This is a genomic window from Pseudomonas sp. E1MeOHC2, from assembly GCF_058745025.1.
The window spans coordinates 3,221,340-3,235,408 of the sequence record NZ_CP196675.1; the positions used below are offsets into that span (position 1 = coordinate 3,221,340).

General features: G+C 62.4%; 19 protein-coding genes. 12 read left to right on the top strand and 7 right to left on the bottom strand.

Going from position 1 to position 14,069, the window contains the following annotated elements; all coding sequences use genetic code 11:
* Positions 1 to 20: 20 nt before the first annotated feature.
* Together ACSSU5_RS14495 and hemH are read left to right on the top strand one after the other, a co-directional pair.
* Complete coding sequence (locus ACSSU5_RS14495) at positions 21 to 926, top strand: TIGR01777 family oxidoreductase (RefSeq protein WP_264310309.1); 906 nt, start codon at positions 21 to 23, stop codon at positions 924 to 926.
* A 13-nt stretch (positions 927 to 939) separates the two neighbouring features.
* Positions 940 to 1,953: a ferrochelatase gene (gene hemH / locus ACSSU5_RS14500; RefSeq protein WP_492559155.1), complete on the top strand. Its 1,014-nt coding sequence runs from the start codon at positions 940 to 942 to the stop codon at positions 1,951 to 1,953.
* Positions 1,954 to 2,067: 114 nt separating this feature from the next.
* Here hemH and ACSSU5_RS14505 read toward each other — a convergent pair whose 3' ends face one another.
* Positions 2,068 to 3,342: a uracil-xanthine permease family protein gene (locus ACSSU5_RS14505; protein WP_027594462.1), complete on the bottom strand. Its 1,275-nt coding sequence runs from the start codon at positions 3,340 to 3,342 to the stop codon at positions 2,068 to 2,070.
* A gap of 2 nt (positions 3,343 to 3,344) precedes the next feature.
* Positions 3,345 to 3,983, bottom strand: a complete 639-nt coding sequence (gene upp / locus ACSSU5_RS14510; RefSeq protein ID WP_264310307.1) for a uracil phosphoribosyltransferase — start codon at positions 3,981 to 3,983, stop codon at positions 3,345 to 3,347.
* A 160-nt stretch (positions 3,984 to 4,143) separates the two neighbouring features.
* Between upp and ACSSU5_RS14515 the strand changes: the two genes are divergently transcribed.
* From ACSSU5_RS14515 to ACSSU5_RS14530, 4 genes are all read left to right on the top strand, one after another.
* The gene (locus ACSSU5_RS14515) at positions 4,144 to 4,701 is read left to right on the top strand and encodes a hypoxanthine-guanine phosphoribosyltransferase (RefSeq protein ID WP_264310306.1); all 558 of its coding nucleotides are present in this window, start codon (positions 4,144 to 4,146) and stop codon (positions 4,699 to 4,701) included.
* Between the two features lie 2 nt (positions 4,702 to 4,703).
* The gene (locus ACSSU5_RS14520) at positions 4,704 to 5,177 is read left to right on the top strand and encodes a WbuC family cupin fold metalloprotein (RefSeq protein WP_264310305.1); all 474 of its coding nucleotides are present in this window, start codon (positions 4,704 to 4,706) and stop codon (positions 5,175 to 5,177) included.
* Between the two features lie 66 nt (positions 5,178 to 5,243).
* Positions 5,244 to 5,714 (top strand): hypothetical protein, encoded by a 471-nt coding sequence (locus ACSSU5_RS14525; RefSeq protein WP_264310304.1) that lies wholly within the window; start codon positions 5,244 to 5,246, stop codon positions 5,712 to 5,714.
* A 68-nt stretch (positions 5,715 to 5,782) separates the two neighbouring features.
* Complete coding sequence (locus ACSSU5_RS14530; RefSeq protein ID WP_492559156.1) at positions 5,783 to 6,073, top strand: PA4642 family protein; 291 nt, start codon at positions 5,783 to 5,785, stop codon at positions 6,071 to 6,073.
* A gap of 153 nt (positions 6,074 to 6,226) precedes the next feature.
* Here the strand turns inward: ACSSU5_RS14530 and mqo are convergent, their stop codons facing one another.
* Both mqo and ACSSU5_RS14540 read right to left on the bottom strand, forming a co-directional pair.
* On the bottom strand, positions 6,227 to 7,732 hold the full coding sequence (gene mqo, locus ACSSU5_RS14535) for a malate dehydrogenase (quinone) (RefSeq protein ID WP_492559157.1): 1,506 nt from the start codon (positions 7,730 to 7,732) through the stop codon (positions 6,227 to 6,229).
* 604 nt (positions 7,733 to 8,336) lie between these two features.
* Positions 8,337 to 8,570: a hypothetical protein gene (locus ACSSU5_RS14540; RefSeq protein WP_264310302.1), complete on the bottom strand. Its 234-nt coding sequence runs from the start codon at positions 8,568 to 8,570 to the stop codon at positions 8,337 to 8,339.
* Between the two features lie 144 nt (positions 8,571 to 8,714).
* On the opposite strand from ACSSU5_RS14540, the gene ACSSU5_RS14545 reads away from it, so the two are divergent.
* Positions 8,715 to 9,299 (top strand): YajG family lipoprotein, encoded by a 585-nt coding sequence (locus ACSSU5_RS14545; protein ID WP_264310301.1) that lies wholly within the window; start codon positions 8,715 to 8,717, stop codon positions 9,297 to 9,299.
* Positions 9,300 to 9,363: 64 nt separating this feature from the next.
* Here the strand turns inward: ACSSU5_RS14545 and ACSSU5_RS14550 are convergent, their stop codons facing one another.
* The gene (locus tag ACSSU5_RS14550; protein ID WP_492559158.1) at positions 9,364 to 9,570 is read right to left on the bottom strand and encodes a hypothetical protein; all 207 of its coding nucleotides are present in this window, start codon (positions 9,568 to 9,570) and stop codon (positions 9,364 to 9,366) included.
* A gap of 160 nt (positions 9,571 to 9,730) precedes the next feature.
* Between ACSSU5_RS14550 and ACSSU5_RS14555 the strand changes: the two genes are divergently transcribed.
* Positions 9,731 to 9,991 carry a hypothetical protein gene (locus ACSSU5_RS14555; RefSeq protein ID WP_264310299.1) on the top strand — a complete coding sequence of 87 codons (261 nt, stop codon included), beginning with the start codon at positions 9,731 to 9,733 and terminating at the stop codon, positions 9,989 to 9,991.
* 33 nt (positions 9,992 to 10,024) lie between these two features.
* Here the strand turns inward: ACSSU5_RS14555 and ACSSU5_RS14560 are convergent, their stop codons facing one another.
* Positions 10,025 to 11,194 (bottom strand): 1-acyl-sn-glycerol-3-phosphate acyltransferase, encoded by a 1,170-nt coding sequence (locus ACSSU5_RS14560; RefSeq protein WP_492559159.1) that lies wholly within the window; start codon positions 11,192 to 11,194, stop codon positions 10,025 to 10,027.
* A gap of 122 nt (positions 11,195 to 11,316) precedes the next feature.
* On the opposite strand from ACSSU5_RS14560, the gene ACSSU5_RS14565 reads away from it, so the two are divergent.
* The 4 genes from ACSSU5_RS14565 to ACSSU5_RS14580 all read left to right on the top strand — a co-directional run bounded on the left by ACSSU5_RS14565 (position 11,317) and on the right by ACSSU5_RS14580 (position 13,311).
* Complete coding sequence (locus ACSSU5_RS14565; protein WP_264310297.1) at positions 11,317 to 11,502, top strand: CPXCG motif-containing cysteine-rich protein; 186 nt, start codon at positions 11,317 to 11,319, stop codon at positions 11,500 to 11,502.
* Positions 11,502 to 11,762, top strand: coding sequence for a DUF2007 domain-containing protein (locus ACSSU5_RS14570; protein ID WP_264310296.1), 261 nt, complete (start codon positions 11,502 to 11,504; stop codon positions 11,760 to 11,762). The genes ACSSU5_RS14565 and ACSSU5_RS14570 overlap by 1 nt, the downstream gene beginning before the upstream one ends.
* Before the next feature lie 15 nt (positions 11,763 to 11,777).
* Positions 11,778 to 12,398, top strand: a complete 621-nt coding sequence (locus tag ACSSU5_RS14575) for an SOS response-associated peptidase (RefSeq protein WP_264310295.1) — start codon at positions 11,778 to 11,780, stop codon at positions 12,396 to 12,398.
* 97 nt (positions 12,399 to 12,495) lie between these two features.
* Entirely contained in the window at positions 12,496 to 13,311 is an 816-nt protein-coding gene (locus ACSSU5_RS14580) for a M48 family metallopeptidase (protein WP_264310294.1), read from the top strand.
* A gap of 124 nt (positions 13,312 to 13,435) precedes the next feature.
* On the opposite strand, the gene ACSSU5_RS14585 is transcribed toward ACSSU5_RS14580, so the two are convergent.
* Positions 13,436 to 14,017, bottom strand: a complete 582-nt coding sequence (locus tag ACSSU5_RS14585; RefSeq protein ID WP_264313979.1) for a TMEM165/GDT1 family protein — start codon at positions 14,015 to 14,017, stop codon at positions 13,436 to 13,438.
* Between the last annotated feature and the right edge of the window lie 52 nt (positions 14,018 to 14,069).

Sequence of the window (14,069 nt, forward strand, 5' to 3'; positions counted from 1 at the left end):
CATTCTGCGAGGACACAGCCATGCATATATTGCTGACAGGCGGCACCGGTTTGATAGGCCAGCACCTGTGCCAGCGCTGGCTCGGCCAGGGCCATCGCCTCACGGTATGGAGCCGCCGGCCTGAGCAGGTGCCAAAACGTTGCGGTAGCGGGGTGCGTGGCATTGCCCGGCTGGACGAGTTGGACGCGGACGATCATCTCGACGCGGTCATCAACCTGGCCGGCGCGCCGATTGCCGATCGGCCCTGGACGGCGGCCCGGCGCAACCTGCTGTGGGCCAGCCGGGTCACGCTCACCGAGCAGTTGCTGGCGTGGCTGGGCAGCCGGGAGCAGCGCCCGGAGGTGCTCATCTCCGGTTCTGCGGTGGGCTGGTATGGGGACGGCGGCGAGCGCGAACTGACCGAGGCGTCTCAACCGGTACGCGAAGATTTTGCCAGCCAGTTGTGCATCGCCTGGGAGGAAACCGCCCAGCGTTCGCAGGCGCAAGGCATCCGTGTGGTACTGGTGCGGACCGGCTTGGTACTGGCCAGCGATGGCGGCTTTTTGTCGCGCCTGCGGTTGCCCTTCAAGCTGGGGCTGGGCGGGCCGTTGGGTGATGGTCGGCAGTGGATGCCCTGGATCCATATAGACGACCAGGTCGCCCTGATTGATTTTCTCTTGCAGCACAAGGACGCCAGCGGTCCTTATAATGCCTGCGCCCCAGAGCCTGTGCGCAACCGCGAGTTCGCCAAGCGACTGGGCCGGGCCCTGCACCGGCCGGCAGTGCTGCCCGTGCCTGCGCTGCTGCTCAAGGCGGGCCTTGGCGAGCTGTCGACTTTGCTGCTGGGTGGCCAGCGGGCGCGCCCGGTGCGCTTGCTGGCGGCAGGTTTCACCTTCCGTTTCAACGATCTGCAATCGGCCCTGGACGACGTGTCCAGCCGCCTCTGACATAGGACGCTGCATGACCGATCATGCCCTGCTGCTGGTCAACCTGGGTTCCCCGGCCTCCACTTCGGTGGCCGATGTGCGCCGTTACCTCAACCAGTTCCTCATGGACCCGTACGTGATCGACCTGCCCTGGCCGGTGCGGCGCTTGCTGGTGTCGCTGATCCTGGTCAAGCGCCCGGAACAGTCGGCCCACGCCTACGCGTCTATCTGGTGGGACGAAGGCTCGCCGCTGGTGGTGCTGACCCGTCGGCTGCAGGCTGCGATGGTCAAGCACTGGCCCCATGGCCCGGTGGAGATTGCCATGCGCTATGGCCAGCCGGCGTTGCCCGAGGTGCTGGAGCGCCTGGCCGCACAGGGCGTGCGCAAGGTCACCCTGGCACCGCTTTATCCACAGTTTGCCGACAGCACGGTGACCACCGTGGTGAAGCTGGCGCAGCAGACCGTCAGCGAGCGCCAGTTGCCGCTGCAGATGCGCGTACTGCAGCCATTCTACGAGCACCCGGAATACATCGAGGCGTTGGCCGCGAGCGCCAGGCCTTACCTGCAGCAGGACTATGACCACCTGCTGCTGAGCTTCCATGGGTTGCCCGAGCGGCACCTGAAAAAGCTCGACCCCACTGGCAAGCACGATTTCCAGGCGGCCGATTGCTGCAAGGACGCCAGTGCCGACATGCGTGCCGTGTGTTATCGCGGGCAGTGCCTGGCCACGGCCAAGGCCTTTGCACAGAAAATGGGCATCCCAGATGGCAAGTGGTCGGTGTCGTTCCAGTCGCGGTTGGGGCGCGCCAAGTGGATCGAACCCTACACCGAGGCGCGGCTGGATGAGCTGGGCAGGGCGGGGGTGAAGAAGCTGCTGGTGATGTGCCCAGCGTTTGTTGCCGATTGCATCGAGACGCTAGAAGAGATTGGCATGCGCGGCAGCGAGCAGTTTGTCGAGGCAGGTGGGCAAGAGCTGGTGCTGGTGCCTTGCCTGAATGATCACCCGGAGTGGGTGAGGGTGCTGGCGGGGATGTGCGAGAAGGCTTGAATCCTGCCTCGGCTTCTTCGCGGGGCAAGCCCGCTCCCACAGTTCACCGCTTGGCGGTGTTGCCTGTGGGAGCGGGCTTGCCCCGCGAAGAGGCCGGTTCAGGCTACCGCTGGCTCAAGGCAACTGGTCATCCAGCTTCTTGTTCTTCCAGCCGTCATTGCCCGGCAGGATCAGGTTCAGGGCAATGGCCACCACGGCGCACAGGGCGATGCCCTTCAGGCCCCAGTCGTCCGGGCCGTCACCGCTGCCGATCAACACGCCGCCAATACCGAATACCAGGGTCACCGAAACGATCACCAGGTTGCGCGCTTCGGCCAAGTCGATCTTGTGGCGGATCATGGTGTTCATGCCCACCGCCGCGATCGAACCGAACAACAGGCACAGAATGCCGCCCATGACCGGTACCGGAATGCTCTGCAGCAGCGCGCCGAACTTGCCGATGAAGGCCAGGGTGATGGCAAACACCGCCGCCCAGGTCATGATCTTCGGGTTGTAGTTCTTGGTCAGCATCACCGCGCCGGTTACTTCGGCGTAGGTGGTGTTGGGCGGGCCGCCGAACAGGCCGGCAGCCGTGGTTGCCAGGCCGTCACCCAGCAGGGTGCGGTGCAGGCCGGGCTTTTTCAGGTAGTCGCGCCCGGTGACGCTGCCCACTGCAATCACGCCGCCGATGTGCTCGATCGCAGGTGCCAGTGCTACCGGCACGATGAACAGGATGGCCTGCCAGTTGAACGCCGGCGCGGTGAAATTGGGGATCTCCAGCCACGGCGCGGCAGCAATCTTGGCGGTATCGACCACACCGAAGGCGAACGCCAGGGCAAAGCCCACCAGCACCCCTGAGATGATCGGTACCAGGCGGAAGATGCCCTTGCCGAAGACCGCGACGATCAAGGTCGTCAGCAGTGCCGGCATCGAGATCAGCATGGCGGTCTTGTAAGGCATCAGTGCAGCACCGTCACCTCCCTTGCCCATGGCCATGTTGGCGGCGATCGGCGCCATGGCCAGGCCAATGGAGATGATCACCGGGCCAATGACCACGGGCGGCAGCATGCGGTCGATGAAGCCGGTGCCTTTGATTTTTACCATCAGCCCCATGAAGGTGTAGACGAAGCCTGCGGCCATGACGCCGCCCATGGTCTCAGCCAGGCCGAACTGGCCCTTGGCAAGGATGATCGGGGTGATGAAGGCAAAGCTCGACGCCAGAAACACCGGTACCTGACGGCCGGTGACCAGCTGGAACAGCAGCGTGCCGATGCCGGCGGTGAACAGCGCGACGTTCGGATCGAGGCCGGTGATCAGTGGCATCAGCACCAGCGCGCCGAATGCCACGAACAGCATCTGCGCGCCCGAAACGACCTGGCGCCAGAGCGGGTCGTTGAAGCCGTCCTGCATGGTCAGGCGTCCTTTTGCTTGGTGCCGAAGATCTTGTCGCCGGCATCACCCAGGCCCGGCACGATGTAGCCGTGCTCGTTCAGGCGCTGGTCGATCGACGCGGTGTAGATCTGTACGTCCGGGTGGGCTTTTGCCACCGTGTCGATACCTTCCGGTGCTGCAACCAGGACCATGGCGCGAATCTCTTTGCAGCCGGCCTTTTTCAGCAGGTCGATGGTGGCGACCATCGAGGCGCCGGTGGCCAGCATCGGGTCGATGATCAGGGCCAGGCGCTGGTTGATGTCCGGCGCGAGCTTTTCCAGGTAGGTGTGGGCTTCGAGGGTTTCCTCGTTGCGCGCGACGCCAACGGCACTGACCTTGGCACCTGGGATCAGGCTAAGTACGCCGTCGAGCATGCCGATGCCGGCGCGCAGGATCGGGACGACGGTGATCTTCTTACCGGCGATTTTTTCGACCTGCACCTTGCCACACCAGCCGTCGATCTCGTAGGTTTCCAGCGGCAGGTCCTGGGTGGCTTCATAGGTCAGAAGCGCGCCGACTTCCTGGGCGAGTTCGCGAAAATTCTTGGTGCTGATGTCGGCACGGCGCATGAGGCCGAGCTTGTGGCGGATCAGCGGATGGCGGATCTCACGAATGGGCATAGGGGGCTCCGAAAGGCGGGCAAAAAAACCGCGCTAGGTTAATCTATTCAACCTGTGCTGTCGTGTAGTCCTTTTGCACGTTAGTCCATAAACGCTTGATCTGTGACGAGCGGATGCGTACCTTTGCCCGCTTTTCCAAAATACCCCCCTGGAGAGCGCAATGCCCGCCGATCTCGAGCACATCCGTCAAGTCATGCGCGAAGCTGACTGTCTGTACAACGAAGCCGAAGTCGAAGCGGCCATCGCCAAGGTCGGCGAGCAGATCTGCAACGACCTGCACGACAAGAACCCGGTGGTCTTCTGTGTGATGAACGGTGGCCTTATCTTCGCCGGCAAGCTGCTGACCCACCTGCAGTTCCCGCTGGAAGCGTCGTACCTGCACGCCACTCGCTACCGCAACCAGACCAGCGGCGGCGAGCTGTTCTGGAAAGCCAAGCCGGAAGTGTCGTTCATCGACCGTGACGTGCTGATCGTCGACGACATTCTCGACGAAGGCCACACCCTCAGCGCCATCATCGAGTTCTGCAAGCACGCCGGTGCGCGCTCGGTGCACACCGCCGTGCTGATCGACAAGGACCACGACCGCAAGGCCAGCCCGGACCTTAAAGCCAACTACGTCGGCCTGCCGTGCGTCGATCGCTACATCTTCGGCTATGGCATGGATTACAAAGGTTACTGGCGCAACGCCAACGGCATCTTCGCCGTCAAGGGGATGTGACCATGCGCCAGCCTGCGTTCATCGACCAATCGCTGTTCGCTGGGCTGGCGCAGAAGGCTGCCGCCAACCCTCGTGGGCGGCAGCACCACAACTTCCATGAGATGGAAGAGCCCTGCCACCGCATGGCGGTCGGGTTGCAACCGACGACCTATATTCCGCCCCATCGGCATCTGAGTGACGACAAGGCCGAAGCACTGATCGTGCTCAGGGGGCGCCTTGGCTTGCTGATCTTCGATGAGCAGGGCGCGGTGACTGACAAGCGGGTGCTGCAGGCGGGCGGCGACTGCCTGGGTGTGGACCTGGCGCCGGGTACCTACCACGGGTTGGTGGTACTTGAGCCCGACAGCATGTTGTTCGAGTGCAAGGCCGGGCCGTACCGGCCGGTGGGTGAGGGCGAACATGCCCACTGGGCGCCGCGCGAAGGCGAGGCGGGCGTGGACGAATACCAGGCCTGGATGCGCGCGCAGTTCGATTGACCGCGGGCTGCCGGTACAGGCTGAACACAGCATGCTAGAGTGCCTGTTCAAGCCAAGGAGCCCCACATGCGTGCGATTCTTCCCCTCCTGCTGGCGGTCAGCCTGCCGATCTGTGCAGCACCGCTGCACAGCCAGTTTCTGCCGCCTGATGACCTGTCGCTACGCCAGGAAGCGCCGACCGGTCAGCAACTGCTGCAAGTGACCGATTATTCGGTGGTGGTCGGTGCCCAGCGCCAGTCCGACCAGCAACCGATCCCGATCACCGCTTCATTGCAGATGCGCCTCAAAGGCAAGCCGCTGAGCAAGGGGGCCACCCTCGCTCAGGTGCTGCTGACCTTTGATGGCGAGCCCGGCAAGAGTTTGAAGAAACCGGTCTATGACGAGAAAACCCGCACCTTGAGCCTCAACTACCCGGTCAGCGATTACCGCGTGATCATGGACCTGCTGCGCAACGAAACGCTGTATGTGCAGTTTCTGACCTATGGCAACGGCCATGTCTGGGCCGACCTGCACACCGGGACCGTACGTACGCGTTGAGGCGTGCGCCCTGCGGGGGGTAAACTGCCGGCCTTCGAAATCCCGTGATGGTCCAGTTGGAGTCGGCAATGCGTAAAGACAAGAAACAGGTAATCGGTGACGAAATCAGCGACGACTACATCAAGTCGTACCTTCAGTTCGAGCCGGCCGATGGCGTCACTTCGCCGTCGCTGCACAAGCTGGTCAAGGCTTACCGTGGCCTGCGTGTCGACGACTTCGAGCGTTTCGTCGGCTTCTTCGTCGAGGCAGGGCTGGACCTGGATGGCAAGGACGAGCACGGCAAGACCTTCGTCGAGCAGATCGCTGACCAGCGCAATGCCCCCGAGTACATCGAGATCATCGATAAAGCCCGCAGTTGATTGTTAAGCCTGTACCGGCCTCTTCGCGGGCAAGCCCGCTCCCACAGGTGCTCCACCGCCCTTGAAAGTGATGCAGTTCGCGAAGAGGCCGGTACAGGCCAAAATGCAGGCACAAAAAAACGCCCCGAGGGGCGTTTTTTCGTTTCAGCCGGTTCAGGCGTAATGCTTGGCCGGGCTGTCTTCCACCAACTCCAACGCGGCATCGTTGTCGGCACTGATCTTGTTGTACAGCGCGGCATCGGTTGCCAGGACCTTCTCGCGAGCCGGGAAGATTTCCTTGAGCTTGGCAGCCCAGGCACCTTTGGCCTGCTCGGGGAAGCAGCGCTCGATCAGTTCAAGCATGATCGAAACGGTCACCGAAGCGCCTGGCGATGCGCCGAGCAGCGCCGCCAGGCTGCCGTCCTGAGCCGAAACCAGCTCGGTACCGAACTGCAGGATGCCGCCTTTTTTCGGGTCTTTCTTGATGATCTGCACGCGTTGGCCGGCCACTTCCAGGCGCCAGTCTTCGGCTTTTGCCTGCGGATAGAAGCGGCGCAGGGCCTCCAGACGTTGCTCCATCGACTGCATCACTTCGCTGACCAGGTACTTGGTCAGGTCCATGTTGTCGCGGGCCACGGCCAGCATCGGGCCGATGTTGCCCATGCGTACCGACAGCGGCAGGTCCATCAACGAACCGTGCTTGAGGAACTTGGTGGTAAAGCCTGCGTATGGGCCGAACAGCAGCGAAGTCTTGCCGTCCACCACGCGGGTGTCCAGGTGCGGCACCGACATCGGTGGCGCGCCGACTGCGGCCTGGCTGTAGACCTTGGCCTGGTGCAGCTTGACGATTTCTGGGTTGTCGCAGCGCAGCCATTGGCCGCTGACTGGGAAGCCGCCGAAGCCTTTGCTCTCGGGGATGCCGGAAACCTGCAGCAGTGGCAGGGCCGCGCCGCCAGCGCCCAGGAACACGAAGCGAGCGTCGACTTCACGGCTGCCGCCGCTGTTGACGTCCTTGATGCTCACGGTCCAGCCGTTGCCGTTGCGGCGCAGGCCGACGACTTTCTTGCTGTACTTGACCTGCGTGTCCGGTGAGTCGCCCAGCAGCTTGAGCAGCTTGTTGGTCAGCGCGCCGAAGTTGACGTCGGTGCCTTTCGCCACGCGCGTGGCGGCGATCTGCTGGTCGGCCGGGCGGCCCGGCATCATCAGCGGCATCCAGTCCTTCATCACGGCCTTGTCTTCGGTGTATTCCATCTCGGCGAAGGCGTGATGCTGCTTGAGCAGCTCGAAGCGCTTCTTGAGGAAGGAAACACCCTTGTCACCTTCGACGTAGCTCAGGTGCGGGACAGGGTTGATGAAAGCACGCGCCGAGCCGAAGTTGCTCTTCTTGCTCAGGTAGGCCCAGAACTGGCGCGAGACCTCGAACTGGGTGTTGATGTGCACGGCCTTTTTGATGTCGATGCTGCCATCGGCGGCCTGGGGCGTGTAGTTAAGCTCGCACAGGCCTGCGTGGCCGGTACCTGCGTTGTTCCAGGGGTTGGAGCTTTCCGCGGCCCCGGAGTCCATCGCCTCGACGACCTCAAGCTTCAGGGTCGGGTCGAGCTCCTTCAGCAGTACGGCCAGGGTGGCACTCATGATGCCCGCGCCTACCAGTACTACATCAACCGATTCGTTCTGCGCCATTTAACGCGTCTCCACAATCTACAGCTACCTAATTGACAGCATAGGATCCCTGGGTTTGCCAGGATCGCCATGTCCGACTTTTCGCAGTTCTTGCAACTTCCGCGGACACCGCCAATCAGTCTTCGGGTTCAGGTATTGAACCCCGTTTGCCACAGGTGCGGCAATTCGACTTATGGTCAAGGTGTCGAGCGTGCGTTATGGAACGGCCTCAGTCACTCATTCGGGATGAGCTCAGTTGCCGCCTGTTCAGGGCTGTTCGGGACACATCTGCCGCTTTTGCACATGCCAGACTGTTCATTTGCTCGCCACACTCTCGTGAAGTTGTGAAAAACCGTTTTTTCACGCTCTTTTGGAGACGTGAACCTCAAAAGGGGACTGCGCGATGGCAACCCACAGGTTCATGCAGTGCGAAGGGCCGGAAAAGCAGGCACGACAGCCGATGCAAGACCTGAGTGGAAGGCTCTCTGTGGGCGAAGCGGTGAAGGTGCCGGGGTCAAGCGGCAAATGCGGGGCCCGATCAGGAGACGTCCTTATAATCGGGGGGAGATTATAGCGATGTCGCGGGCAGAAAGGTCGTTATTCGTGGTTTTTATTGCAGCGTTTGTCAGGCCGGCAGGCTGCGTTGTTGCCAACGGTTGTTTGCGCGAGTGCAAACCCGGGCGCTGGCGGGCAATTGGCGGCCCAGCCAGGCGAGCTGCACTTCACTGACCTGAACCCAGCCACTGCCGCTTGGCGGCTGGCTGCAGTGCTTGAACGCCAGGCATCTGCCCTCGGCGTCGAGGTGGGCGTAGGCGAGGTGGCGCGGGCGTTGGAAGAGCAGGGTCCAGAGCGAGGCCATGGCGGCGAGTCCTGTGTGTTAGGGCTGGGCCAAGGATAACGGCAGGGGCATGAAACGATTGTGACAGCGCAGCCTTGGCGATGACTGGTCTGTATGAGGCTGGGTATACTGTGCGCCTTAGCCGCATTTTCTGGAGAAACGCGCATGTTGCAACGTCTGTTGTTCGGTTTGATCGCCGTGGCCAGCCTTAGCCTGGTCGGTTGTGCCCACAGCCCGCAACAACTCAGCCCGCAACCCAAGCTCACCGCCCAGCTCGCACCTGTCGGCCATGGTCAGCCGGTCGTGGTCAAGGTTGTTGATGGTCGGGCTTCGCAGTCCCTGGGCACGCGTGGTGGCATGTACCCCGAGACCAGCACCATCAGTGTCAGTGGCAATGATGTGCTGCCCAAGTTGCAGGCCCAGGCCGAAGCCGCTGTGCGCCTGCTCGGTTTCACCCCGACGCCTAGCGCCTACAATGCGCCGCAGCTGACCGTGACCCTGGCCGAACTGAAGTACCAGTCGCCCAAAGACAACCTGTACGTGACCGAGGCCACCATCGGCGCCACCTTCCGTGCTGACGTGTCCAATGCCAACCGCCGCTACAGTGGCCGTTACGGCGCTTCGCTGGATCAGCGTTTTGGCATGGCGCCGAACCAGGAAACCAACACCAAGCTGGTCAGCGATGTGCTGAGCGACGCGCTGACCCGCCTGTTCAAAGACCCGACCATCGGGCAGGTGCTGGGCCAATAACCGTTCAGTTGCACTAAAAAACCCGCTGCCTGGCTGTCAGGCAGCGGGTTTTTTATTGGTGGCTTCAGCCCGCCTGGATATGAAAATCCAGCACGCTGAAGCCGGTGGCCACATCCACCTCCGGCAAATCCTGGTGGGCATGCCCGCCCAGTGCGCAGTAGACCAGCCACTGACGGTCCTGCACATTGATGGCAAAACCATCGATCAACGCCTGCTGTTCGTCGCTCTGGGCAACAAGATAGAGGCGGTCCTGGTTTTCGGCATGCAGCATGAACAAGCTCCGGATCGGGAAAAGGCCGACAGGGTGGCCTGTTCTGATGACGAGCCGATGACAGATGAAATTAAGTGACACTTTGTCGCCAAGGCCGGGCGCCCAGGCCGGACTTGGGTAGAATGCCGGCCTTCGCTGACGTTCAAACCGAGGTTGCGTGATGTCCTTGCAAGTGCTCTGGGGGGTTCTGGCCGCCCATCCCACCAAGCTGATCAATCTGCTGGCATTGCTGATGACCTGCCCAGGCGGGATGCTGCTGCACAACGCGCGGCGGCGCGAGGCGGTCACGCGTGAGAGCCTGGCGGTGGATGAAGGGCGGGTGGATGCGTTTGACCTGAGGGTGCCGCGTTACTTCTACATCCTCGGTTTTTCGTGCCTGGCCATGGCACTGCTGCTGTCCTGGTTCAGCACCTGGGTGTGAACCACTGGGGCTGCAAGGCAGCCCCACCATCGATCAGGCAACCGGTGTCTGCTGCTTGACCTGGTACTGGTTACGCACCGGCGTCGCATACTGCAATACCAGGTACGGCCGTTGTTCTTCAGGGCAGGCATCCAGGCGACGCTGCCATTCTTCCTTGGCCCGTGCCAGCTCTTCGCCTGGGAACAGCTTCTCGGCGCTCGGCACTTGCAGTGCCTCATCCTTCTTGTCCCACATCGCGTAGGCCAGGTAGTGCACCGGGAACAGCCGGTAGCCACCGAGGATCTGCCGGTCTGTTTCTGCTGCCAACTGCTTGGTGTCTTCGAAGTATTCGGTCACCGGCGGGGCAAAGTTGATGTGCACCCGGCCCTTGTAGCCCGTGATGCCTTTGGCGATGCTGTTGTCGTCCTCGCCCGGCGCCTTCTTGTAGGTACCGGTAGTGGCGCGGATGTACAGCTCGCGGGCCTTGGCCTGGTCGCAGGGGTCGTATTCGTAGCTGATTGAAACCGGCGTCAGGTTCAGGCTCTGGATGACCGCGCCGAACGGTTCGTCCTTGCGGCTCATGTGGAACATCTTGAGGATCGCTGAATCGGTGCGGTCGTCACCGTCCTTGGCGCGGCCTTCGGCCTGGGCAATCCAGATTGACGTGCCATCGTTGCGGATCGAGTGGCTGATGTAAGCCGAGAGCAGTTGGTAGGCCGCCAGCTTTTCGCGACGACCGCTGAGCGAGCGGTGCACGATGAAGCTCTTGTTCAGGCGCATCATGTCGCTGACGAAGGGCTTTTGCAGCAGGTTGTCACCGATGGCAATGCGTGGCGTCGGCAGGCCGGCGTGGTACACGGCGTAGTTGACGAAGGCCGGGTCCATGACGATGTCGCGGTGGTTGGCCAGGAACAGGTACGCGGTGCCGGCCTTGAGTTGCTCGACGCCAGAATAGGTGACGCCATCGGTGGCGCGTTCGATGGTTTGATCGACGTAGTACTCGACTTTGTCCTGCAAGGTCGAAACGCAGGTGACGCCGGCGAATTCCTTGCGCAGGCGACGGGCGATCAGCGGCTTGAGCAGCCATCCGAGGGGGCCGGCCGCACGCGGGAAGCGGAAGTGGGTGAGGATATCGAGGAATGCCGGGTCGCTGAGCAGGCGTGCCAGCACGGCAGGGACCTCAGCGTCGTCGTACGGTCGGATGGCATCGAATTCGCCCATCATGCTCTCTTGTTGGAAACGGCTAGGGTAGTAAGGTAGGGGCGGGGTTCGAAAAACGGCTCGAACACGCACAGGCCCTGTAATCAGACCGGCAATTATACGCATAAGTCACTGCGGAGGCCGCGATGCTGGAAACCGACTTCTATGATTGCCCTTATTGTGGCGAACGCGTGGAAACCACTGTCGATATTTCCGGTGGCGACCAGGTCTACACCGAGGATTGCCAGGTCTGTTGCCAGCCTGTGGTGTTCATTTTGCAGGTGCACGGTGACGAATGGATGCTTGAGGTCAGACGCGAGGACGATGCCTGATGCAGCGGATCTACGAACCGGAGAGTCTGCTGGAGGCTGAAATGCTGATGGGCATGCTCGTCAGCGAAGGGGTTTCGGTGCACCTGGTGGGGCGTGACCTGGTCGGTGCTGCGGGTGAGCTGCCGATGCAGGGCTTGCTGGCGCTCGCCGTGCCCGACGAGCAGGCCGAGTACGCACGGCAGCTGATCGATGCGTACAATGACGCCCAGCCACTGGTTGGTGACGAACCGGAAAGTTATCCCGGTACCTTGATCTGCTAGGTTCAGAATTCGCCCATGTGTGGACGTTACGCCCTGTTTCGCTGGCCCCAGGCCCTTGCCAGTCTGCCGGGCTTTCCGGTTGGCCAGCCGGCTCAATGGAATATCTCGCCCGGTGCCTCGGTGCTGATTCAGCGTCAGATCGACGGCCAGCAGCAACTGGCCAAGGCCCGTTGGGGGTTGACCCCGGCCTGGCTCACCGACCTTTCCCGTACGCCTGCCCATGCCCGTGCCGAAACCCTCGCCGAGCAACCGATGTTCCGCGAAGCCTTTCGCCAGCGCCGCTGCCTGATGCCGGCCAACGGCTTTTACGAATGGCGCGGCACAGTGCGCAAACGCCCCTACTGGCTGACGCCGGGGGAGGGTTCTTCGCTGTATTTTGCGGCGGTGTGGGAGGCCTACCCGGTACAGGACCAGGTCTGGTTGAGCTGCGCGGTGGTGACCCAGGCGGCCATGAACCAGCGCCGGCCGTTGATTCTGGACGAGGCGGGGCAGGCGGCGTGGCTGGACCCTGACACGCCGATGACACGTTTGCATGAGCTGCTGGCCAGCCCCCCGGCGGCGCTGCGTGAGCGGGCATTGGCCAATTTCGTCAATGACCCGAAACTGGATGCACCGGAGTGCCTGACGCCGGCCTGATTGCGCGGTTGCACCGTCGGTAAAATTCTTCCCTGCGGCTATGGCGGGTCCTGGCGACTAGGCCTAGGATACGCCGCATGTAAAAGGGAGTGTTTTCATGCGTAAGTCATTTGTTGTCAGTATGTTGAGTGCCGGTATCCTGCTGGCAGGCTGCCAGGCGGTGAATACCACCAGCGGCGGTGCCGTCGGTGTCGAGCGCAAGCAGTACATGTTCAGCATGCTCTCGACCGATGAGGTCAACCAGATGTACGCCCAGTCCTACCAGCAGACCCTCGGTGAGGCGTCGAACAAAGGCGTGCTGGACAAGTCCAGCGCCGACGCCAAGCGCGTGCAGGTCATCGCCGACCGGCTGATCGCCCAGGCGCCGAAGTTTCGCCCGGATGCCGCCCAGTGGAACTGGGAGGTCAACGTGATCAAGAGCGATGAGCTCAACGCCAACTGCGGCCCCGGTGGCAAGATCATCGTTTATACCGGCCTGATCGACCAGCTCAAGCTGACCGATGCCGAGATCGCAGCCGTGGTCGGCCATGAAATTGCCCACGCCTTGCGTGAGCACAGCCGCGAAGCGATGTCCAAGGCCTATGGCGTGGAAATGGCCCGCCAGGGCGCCGGCGCTATCTTCGGCCTGGGCCAGGGCAGCATGGCCATGGCCGACACCGTGGTGAACTACGCCATGACCCTGCCCAACAGCCGTTCCAACGAGAACGAGGCGGACCTGATCGGCCTGGAGCTGTCGGCACGTGCCGGTTACGACCCGAATGCCGCAATCACCTTGTGGAACAAGATGAGCAAGGCTTCCGAAGGCGCACCGCCTGAGTTCATGAGCACTCACCCGGCGTCCGAGAGCCGCATTGCCTCGTTGCAGGCAGCCATTCCGAAGGTGATGCCGCTGTATCAGGCTGCCAAGAAGTAATCACTGACATGGGGGCCGCTTTGCGGCCCTTTCGCGGCGCAAGGCCGCTCCCACGGGTGCAGCGACCGGCTTGTGGGAGCGGCCTTGCGCCGCGAAAGGGGCGCAACGCGCCCCCAGCTTTCCGTTAGCCCACCCAGCCACTGGCCTTCATCGCCGAATACACCGCCACCACCGCCAGCACGGCAAACGCGGTAGCCGCCAGTCGACGAATCAGTGTCAACGGCAGCTTGTCCGCCGCAAAGTTACCCGCCAGTACCACCGGCACGTTGGCAATCAGCATGCCCAGGGTGGTGCCAATGATGACCATGATCAGGTGCGGGTACTGTGCTGCGAGCATCACCGTTGCCACCTGGGTCTTGTCGCCGATCTCAGCCAGGAAGAACGCAATCAGCGTGGTGAGGAACGGGCCGAAGCGGCGCGCAGGGTTTTCATCGTCATCCATCTTGTCCGGCACCAGCGTCCACAGTGCCGTGGCGGTGAAGCTGGCGGCCAGGATCCAGTGCAGAGCCGAGTCGCTGAAGAACCCGCCGACCCACGCACCTACGGCGCCAGCCGCAGCATGGTTGGCCAGGGTAGCGGCGATAATACCGGCGATGATCGGCCACGGCTTGCGAAAGCGGGCAGCGAGAATGAGCGCGAGCAGTTGCGTCTTGTCGCCGATTTCGGCGAGGGCAACGATGGCGGTGGGGACCAGCAGAGATTCCAGCATCAGGTTTCCTACGGGGGCGGGTCGACACGGCTATGACACGTACAGCCTT

Bases quoted from the DNA above. Each gene is read 5' to 3' on its own strand.
- ACSSU5_RS14495 (WP_264310309.1), top strand. From the start codon at position 21: ATGCATATATTGCTGACAGGCGGCACCGGTTTGATAGGCCAGCACCTG.
- hemH (WP_492559155.1), top strand. From the start codon at position 940: ATGACCGATCATGCCCTGCTGCTGGTCAACCTGGGTTCCCCGGCCTCC.
- ACSSU5_RS14505 (WP_027594462.1), bottom strand. From the start codon at position 3,342: ATGCAGGACGGCTTCAACGACCCGCTCTGGCGCCAGGTCGTTTCGGGC.
- upp (WP_264310307.1), bottom strand. From the start codon at position 3,983: ATGCCCATTCGTGAGATCCGCCATCCGCTGATCCGCCACAAGCTCGGC.
- ACSSU5_RS14515 (WP_264310306.1), top strand. From the start codon at position 4,144: ATGCCCGCCGATCTCGAGCACATCCGTCAAGTCATGCGCGAAGCTGAC.
- ACSSU5_RS14520 (WP_264310305.1), top strand. From the start codon at position 4,704: ATGCGCCAGCCTGCGTTCATCGACCAATCGCTGTTCGCTGGGCTGGCG.
- ACSSU5_RS14525 (WP_264310304.1), top strand. From the start codon at position 5,244: ATGCGTGCGATTCTTCCCCTCCTGCTGGCGGTCAGCCTGCCGATCTGT.
- ACSSU5_RS14530 (WP_492559156.1), top strand. From the start codon at position 5,783: ATGCGTAAAGACAAGAAACAGGTAATCGGTGACGAAATCAGCGACGAC.
- mqo (WP_492559157.1), bottom strand. From the start codon at position 7,732: ATGGCGCAGAACGAATCGGTTGATGTAGTACTGGTAGGCGCGGGCATC.
- ACSSU5_RS14540 (WP_264310302.1), bottom strand. From the start codon at position 8,570: ATGGCCTCGCTCTGGACCCTGCTCTTCCAACGCCCGCGCCACCTCGCC.
- ACSSU5_RS14545 (WP_264310301.1), top strand. From the start codon at position 8,715: ATGTTGCAACGTCTGTTGTTCGGTTTGATCGCCGTGGCCAGCCTTAGC.
- ACSSU5_RS14550 (WP_492559158.1), bottom strand. From the start codon at position 9,570: ATGCTGCATGCCGAAAACCAGGACCGCCTCTATCTTGTTGCCCAGAGC.
- ACSSU5_RS14555 (WP_264310299.1), top strand. From the start codon at position 9,731: ATGTCCTTGCAAGTGCTCTGGGGGGTTCTGGCCGCCCATCCCACCAAG.
- ACSSU5_RS14560 (WP_492559159.1), bottom strand. From the start codon at position 11,194: ATGATGGGCGAATTCGATGCCATCCGACCGTACGACGACGCTGAGGTC.
- ACSSU5_RS14565 (WP_264310297.1), top strand. From the start codon at position 11,317: ATGCTGGAAACCGACTTCTATGATTGCCCTTATTGTGGCGAACGCGTG.
- ACSSU5_RS14570 (WP_264310296.1), top strand. From the start codon at position 11,502: ATGCAGCGGATCTACGAACCGGAGAGTCTGCTGGAGGCTGAAATGCTG.
- ACSSU5_RS14575 (WP_264310295.1), top strand. From the start codon at position 11,778: ATGTGTGGACGTTACGCCCTGTTTCGCTGGCCCCAGGCCCTTGCCAGT.
- ACSSU5_RS14580 (WP_264310294.1), top strand. From the start codon at position 12,496: ATGCGTAAGTCATTTGTTGTCAGTATGTTGAGTGCCGGTATCCTGCTG.